General features: G+C 44.1%; 6 protein-coding genes and 1 tRNA gene. 1 reads left to right on the forward strand and 6 read right to left on the reverse strand.

Annotated features, from left to right (window positions below; translation table 11 throughout):
- Positions 1-7 precede the first annotated feature (7 nt).
- The 6 genes from G5B06_RS13515 to G5B06_RS13540 all read right to left on the reverse strand — a co-directional run bounded on the left by G5B06_RS13515 (position 8) and on the right by G5B06_RS13540 (position 4,214).
- Positions 8-256 (reverse strand): helix-turn-helix domain-containing protein, encoded by a 249-nt coding sequence (locus G5B06_RS13515; protein WP_021975957.1) that lies wholly within the window; start codon positions 254-256, stop codon positions 8-10.
- A gap of 296 nt (positions 257-552) precedes the next feature.
- Entirely contained in the window at positions 553-1,248 is a 696-nt protein-coding gene (locus tag G5B06_RS13520; protein ID WP_021975958.1) for an L-ribulose-5-phosphate 4-epimerase, read from the reverse strand.
- A 75-nt stretch (positions 1,249-1,323) separates the two neighbouring features.
- Positions 1,324-2,031, reverse strand: a complete 708-nt coding sequence (locus tag G5B06_RS13525) for an acyl-[acyl-carrier-protein] thioesterase (protein ID WP_173762856.1) — start codon at positions 2,029-2,031, stop codon at positions 1,324-1,326.
- A gap of 120 nt (positions 2,032-2,151) precedes the next feature.
- Positions 2,152-2,223, reverse strand: a tRNA-Gln gene (locus tag G5B06_RS13530).
- A gap of 183 nt (positions 2,224-2,406) precedes the next feature.
- Entirely contained in the window at positions 2,407-3,657 is a 1,251-nt protein-coding gene (locus G5B06_RS13535) for a GGDEF domain-containing protein (protein ID WP_173762857.1), read from the reverse strand.
- Positions 3,658-3,668: 11 nt separating this feature from the next.
- Complete coding sequence (locus G5B06_RS13540; protein ID WP_173762858.1) at positions 3,669-4,214, reverse strand: V4R domain-containing protein; 546 nt, start codon at positions 4,212-4,214, stop codon at positions 3,669-3,671.
- 255 nt (positions 4,215-4,469) lie between these two features.
- On the opposite strand from G5B06_RS13540, the gene G5B06_RS13545 reads away from it, so the two are divergent.
- Complete coding sequence (locus G5B06_RS13545; protein ID WP_173762859.1) at positions 4,470-5,930, forward strand: nicotinate phosphoribosyltransferase; 1,461 nt, start codon at positions 4,470-4,472, stop codon at positions 5,928-5,930.
- The last annotated feature ends 70 nt before the right edge of the window (positions 5,931-6,000 follow it).

Raw genomic sequence — 6,000 nt, forward strand, 5'->3', positions numbered from 1 at the left:
GCTGATCTCAGGAGCACTCTTCGTTCAGCAACCACTTCACATCCACACCCAGCACTTTTGCAAACACTCTCAGTTCATAATCTGCCACAAAACGTTCTCCGCCTTCGATCCTGCTGATACTGTCACGTTCCAGCATCACACCTTCCACCTGCATTTTTGCCGCCAGATCTGACTGTGACATCCGTTTTATATTTCTCATCTGACGTATTTTTTCTCCGGAAACGTTCTTTCTTCCCTGATAAGTGTAAATTTTCATCCTGCCACCTGTTTTCCAAAATGTGTTAATGTTCTGCATTTTTCTTGACATTAGCACATATTTTGGTGGCACCTGTGTTAAAGGTCAGCAAATCTGGTTTTTTTCGACAAAAAATGAACATTTCTTCATTGTTTTACCCTGGATAGTATCTTTTACAGGACACTATTGTATCAGTAAAACAGTTATTCCATTCTGAATTACTGCCCGCCCGTAAACGGCACCTCTCCACAATTTATATTCCACAAAAAAAGAATGCCACACTTTTCCATGTGACATTCTTCTGCTTCTTTTTTTTCTTATTTATTTCCCTGTCCATAGTAGGCATTTGCGCCATGTTTTCTGTAGTAATGTTTATCCTGAAGCTCCTGCGGCGCCGGTTTTACATCCGGATTGATCAGCTCGCAGCGGGAAGCCATCTTGGCAACTTCTTCCAGGACAACTGCGTTGTGAACAGCCTCATGTGCATCTTTTCCCCAGGTAAACGGTCCGTGGTTTTTGCAGAGGACTGCCGGAACTGCTTCGTAATCTTTATCTTTGAAATAGTCGGCAATGAGAATACCGGTATTTTTCTCATAGGCTTCCTCGATCTCATCTTTTGTCAGGTTACGCACGCATGGAACCTCTCCGTAAATATAATCCGCATGTGTTGTTCCATAACATGGAATGGATCTTCCTGCCTGTGCCCAGCTTGTAGCCCAGGATGAATGGGTATGCACAATACCTCCAATCTTCGGAAACGCATTGTAAAGCACCACATGTGTGGCAGTATCAGAAGACGGATTGTATTTGCCCTCGACTTTATTTCCTTCAAGATCGACTACAACCATATCTTCCGGCGTCAGTTTATCATAATCCACACCACTTGGTTTGATGACAAAAAGTCCCTTCTCTCTGTCGATACCGCTGACGTTTCCCCAGGTAAACGTAACCAGGCCATATTTCGGCAGATCCATGTTTGCTCTGTAAACTTCTTCTTTTAATTTTTCCAGCATTGCGTTTCCTCCCTTTTATAAAGTGTCTTTACAATCCACTTCGTAATATATCCATGCTGTTTAAAACAGCTCTGATTACTTTGTAAATTCCACCACAGCGTAGGGTTCCTGATCTTCCGCATTGAGAACTACCGTTGCCTTATTTGCTTCCATATATACTTCCGGAATCATTACATTTCCAAGGACAGCCTGTCTCTTGTACTCCACACGAAGCTGATGGACCGCAAAATCCTCCGGCAGAAAATCAGCTGCCATTCGGATATACTGGCAGTTGTTTACGTGGTGGTTCGTATCCAGATGATGTTTCTGTACGGCAAAAGATTCCTGCGGCTTCCGTTCTTTCGGAAGTGCGATCTTTCTCGGTGCATAATCCATTTCCATCTTCTCGCCCAGGTCATAAGGATCGGTATCTGCCGGTGTCAGTTTCTCCGGAAGCCCTGTCTCTGTATTAATAAAAGACCAGTAAGAATTCGCCCAGGCCAGTCTCTCGCCATCCGCTGTCTCAAGAATAAAATTACGCATTCCGATGAAACCACGGAATCCATAAGGAATGGTCGTTACTTTTATATTTTCACCAAGCTTCGGATATCTCTTCACAATTACCTGCCATGCGGAAAGTACCCAGGCTCTTTTCTGTGCCTTTAATACTTCCATTCCGAGACCTGTCTGTTCAGATTCAAAGGTACAGCAGTCCTGAAAATAATCCAGAACTCCCGGCAGCGTCAGGCAGCCCTTCTCTCCGATCTCGCTGAATCTTACGCGACTTTCAAAACTGTAGCTCATAATGTGCCTCCTGTTATACTGTCTGCAAATTTATTGTATCACTTGTTCTAAAGAAACACACTTGTTTTTTCTCTTATTTCATAGAACAAAAAAGCACCTCTCATCGAGGTGCTCAAGAAGCAGGGCTACAAGGATTCGAACCTTGAACTGACGGAGTCAGAGTCCGTTGCCTTACCGTTTGGCGATAGCCCTATGTGTTTTTGTTTCGCTTGCCTTATCGCTTGCGACGAATGATATTATATAACAGCTTTTTTAAAATTGCAACCCCTTTTTTTAAATTTTTTTATTTTTTTCTAAAAAACTTTTCCAAAGTGCCGGGAAGCCTTATTTTATGCGGCTTCCCGGCATTTTTCAGTTATACAGTAAAACAAATATTTATATTCCAAGTTCACTCTGATATTCTTTTTTATGTTCCCTCTTCTGATCATACATCACTTCATCAGCCTCATGAAGCAATGTATCCAGGTCTACCTTATCATGATTCCGGGGAACTCCTACAATTCCACAGCTGAAGCTGCGGGCATAATTGGTTTTTTCTCTCAGGACAAACTGTTTCTGGATATCTGCCAGTCGCTTCTTTGCATCCTCTCCTGCACAGTCCCGCATCAGAATGCAAAATTCATCTCCACCAATCCGGGCAAAAATATCCTCTTCACGGATATTTTCATTTACGATCCTGACAAAAAACCGGATATATGCATCGCCTTCCTGATGGCCAAACGTATCATTAATATATTTCAGGTGATCCAGGTCACAGTAGCAGACCGAAACCGGCTCCCCTGTCTTCAAAATCTCTTCTGCTTTTTCTTTCAGATAAAAACGATTTCCAATCCTGGTGAGCATATCCTGATACGCTTCCGCTCTCAGCTGTTCTTCCTTGACTCTTGCTTCCGTAACTTCCTGAACAATATTCACATACGCCCATTCACCCTGCCATTTCATCTTACCGGTAGTAATGGCATAGAATCTGTGGGTGGAATCTTCTGCCTCCCACTTCCATTCGTAACGTTCTTTCCGTCTGTCCTCCTGCTGCTTCTTCTGCCCGATCTGACTGATCCACTGTTTATAAACATCCCAGTTCTGTACTTCTTCTTCCGTTCTCCGGTTGCTGTACAGAAGGCTCTTTCCGTCCAGACTAATCACCAGGATCTCCTTTTCACTTCTCGCGATCAGTTCCATCAGAAGCTGGCTGTAGCTCTCCGCCATCTCTGCATGTTTCTTCTCCTGCTCGGCAATAAGCTTCAGGGACTTTTCTCTTTCCCGGAGCTGCTCTGTCATGGTATTAAAAGCTTCCGAAAATTCCCCCAGATAAGAAACTGTCTGGGAATAATCCCCCTTGGCTACCTGCTTGGCCTGCCAGGTCAGATGATTCAGGTTCGCATGGATATTTTTCAGATTTTCGCAGAGAAAATTTTCTCTGGCTGGCTTAAAGCTGGAAAGATCTCCTTTGGATAGAGCAGCGGAACACTGTTTCATTTCTTTTACTGCAGTTTCCAGATACTGCAAACCCATTCCGAGTTTCTGAAAAGGCTCATCCAGACTGTCTATCTCCAAAGGCTTTACCTCAGAGTCGTATAAAATTGATCTCAGATATTCAAATAACAGTTCGCAGTTTCTGTTTTCCATTCATCAAACCTCTATTCTGATCGTTCCTCTACATCTGCATGGAAACGGCAAACTCTGTCTCCTGTTGCCCAGCAGTCAACTTCTATTGCTGTATACGGCTTTCCGGAATACAGAGAAAGAATTCCCGCTATAAAGCCTTCATCATAATTACATACTGTTTCCCCGAGAACAGGAAGCCCTGAACAGTCTGCATCTTCCGCAACGGTCAGGATAATTTTTCCGGTTTCTTCATTTACATCCTCAATGCGGAGAACTCCGATTTTCAGCTCTTGCATTTTTTTCTGAAGTTCATTGACAAACTGATCCAGCGGCACATCCAGATCCAGCATGTTTTTTGCAAAATATTCTCTGGCTTTACGTCCTGCACTCCGGAATACCTCAATCTGAACCTCTTTTCCAAACCGGTTTTTCAGTTCGTCTTTCAGGGAATACTCCAGCATCCGATATACCATTACCGGAAGCTCATCTCCCAGATTGCCTCTGCATTTGGCATCATATTTAAAATAATCCTCAAACTGGAGCTCTTTCATTTCTTTCAGAAAAATATTCTCACCCATACCCGTCTCCTGTTTAAATTTTCTATACATTTATAATAATCCATTCATTTTCCAGTGTCAATTTTATGTAACCTTTTTCTAATAAAAAAGTATAAAAATTATCCATTTTATGCATATTAAAAATCTGACCCTTCTGTAAAAAAAATTTTACAATCCACTCCTTTGTGTTATAATAAACCTTATAATAAAAAGAACGGAAACTACCGTGTATTTCCCTCCGGTCACAATATCCGGAGGCACTTAAAGGAGAACTTTATGCGAGCAAATAACCTTACTCTGCTCACGGACCTCTATGAGCTTACCATGATGCAGGGCTATTTTAAAAACCCGACCAACCAGACTGTTATCTTTGATATGTTCTACCGCAACAATCCATGTGGCGGCGGTTTTGCTATCTGTGCCGGACTGGAGCAGATGATCGAATACATCGAAAATCTCCGTTTCGCCGAAGAAGACATTACCTATCTGAGAAGTCTTGGCATCTTTGAGGAAGATTTCCTTGAGTACTTAAGCAACTTCAAATTCACCGGTGATATCTACGCGATCCCGGAAGGAACCGTAATCTTCCCGAGAGAACCAATGGTCAAAGTTATAGCACCGATCATGGAGGCTCAGCTTGTAGAAACCGCAATCCTGAACATCATGAACCATCAGAGCCTCATCGCTACCAAGGCAGCCCGCGTATGCCACGCAGCCAAGGGTGATCCGATCATGGAATTCGGTCTTCGCCGTGCCCAGGGTCCGGATGCCGGAATCTTCGGAGCCAGAGCTGCAGTGATCGGCGGATGTGCAGGTACTTCCAACGTGCTGACCGGCCAGATGTTTGACGTTCCGGTTCTTGGAACTCATGCACATTCCTGGATCATGAGCTTCCCGGACGAGTACACCGCATTTAAGACTTATGCGAAACTTTACCCGAATTCCTGCACTCTTCTGGTTGACACCTACGATGTCCTGAAATCCGGTGTTCCCAATGCAATCCGTGTATTCGAAGAAATGCGTGAAGAGGGTATCCAGCTGAAAAACTACGGAATCCGTATCGACAGCGGTGACCTTGCATACCTTTCCAAAAAAGCCTACAAGATGCTGGCTGCTGCCGGTTTTGATGATGCTACCATCTCCGCATCCAGCGACCTTGATGAATATCTTATCGAGAGCCTGAAAGCCCAAGATGCCAAGATCAATTCCTGGGGTGTTGGAACTAAGCTGATCACAGCCGATGACAACCCGGCATTCGGCGGCGTATACAAACTTGCCGCTGTAAAAGACGCTGACAGCGACACCTTCCAGCCGAAGATCAAACTTTCCGAAAACACAGAAAAAGTTACCAACCCTGGCAACAAGACTGTATACCGTATCTACAGTAAGAAGACCGGCAAGATCAAAGCAGACCTGATCTGCCTTGCAGATGAGAAATTTGATCCGGAAGAGACCATGGTGATCTTCGATCCGGTTGACACCTGGAAAAAGACAAAAGTTCTGGGCGGAACCTACGAACTCCGCGAGCTTCTTGTTCCGGTAATCAAAGGTGGCAAGAGCGTTTACAAGTCTCCGTCTGTCATGGAACTCCGCGACTATTGCAAACAGGAGCAGAACACACTGTGGGATGAGTCCAGACGTTTTGTAAATCCGCAGAAAGTATATGTAGATCTTTCCCAGCCGCTTTATGACATGAAAAAAGCTCTGCTGGAAGAAATGAGCGAAAAAACTCTCTAATTGAAAAAAATCTCCAGTCAAGACCACCCGCTTAGCGGGTGGCTTGCTCTGTCCCTATAAGGGACTATTC

The organism is Blautia luti, assembly GCF_013304735.1.
Taxonomy (GTDB): domain Bacteria; phylum Bacillota; class Clostridia; order Lachnospirales; family Lachnospiraceae; genus Blautia_A.

Coding starts and splice junctions, on each gene's coding strand:
- G5B06_RS13540 (WP_173762858.1), bottom strand. CDS start 4,214: ATGGGTGAGAATATTTTTCTGAAAGAAATGAAAGAGCTCCAGTTTGAG.
- G5B06_RS13520 (WP_021975958.1), bottom strand. CDS start 1,248: ATGCTGGAAAAATTAAAAGAAGAAGTTTACAGAGCAAACATGGATCTG.
- G5B06_RS13515 (WP_021975957.1), bottom strand. CDS start 256: ATGAAAATTTACACTTATCAGGGAAGAAAGAACGTTTCCGGAGAAAAA.
- G5B06_RS13545 (WP_173762859.1), top strand. CDS start 4,470: ATGCGAGCAAATAACCTTACTCTGCTCACGGACCTCTATGAGCTTACC.
- G5B06_RS13535 (WP_173762857.1), bottom strand. CDS start 3,657: ATGGAAAACAGAAACTGCGAACTGTTATTTGAATATCTGAGATCAATT.
- G5B06_RS13525 (WP_173762856.1), bottom strand. CDS start 2,031: ATGAGCTACAGTTTTGAAAGTCGCGTAAGATTCAGCGAGATCGGAGAG.